The following is a 301-nucleotide window of genomic DNA, read 5'->3' as shown; positions in this document are numbered from 1 at the left end:
CAGTGCCAAACGCGAGTCAGCGATGCCGTTCAGGCCATCCTCTACAATGTGTTTGACGGCCGGCAAGCCCTTGTTCACTTGGAACATTGGGCTCAGGAGGTCGATTGTGAGAAACTCATCCGTCCCGTGGAGCGATCCCTTTACGTTGGCGGAGAGAAACGGCGCCACGTACCAGGTATGGGAAACGGCCTCGACGTATGAAGGCCACCCCGTTCGGCTGATCGTTGTTGAATCGAGCGCGCTCGACCAGCGAAAAGGAAAGACGCTTGAAAAAGAACGAACCAAAGAAGCGGAGCTTCTT

At 55.5% G+C, this 301-nt stretch carries 1 pseudogene; it reads left to right on the top strand.

What is annotated here, in order from left to right:
* Positions 1 to 127 precede the first annotated feature (127 nt).
* A pseudogene (locus tag ETC02_RS18700) lies at positions 128 to 301 on the top strand (IS1634 family transposase); the annotation flags it as partial.

Origin of the sequence: Geobacillus sp. DSP4a, from assembly GCF_013096875.1 — a bacterium.
GTDB classification, from domain to species: domain Bacteria; phylum Bacillota; class Bacilli; order Bacillales; family Anoxybacillaceae; genus Geobacillus; species Geobacillus thermophilus.
This window is presented reverse-complemented; position numbering and strand designations above follow the sequence as displayed.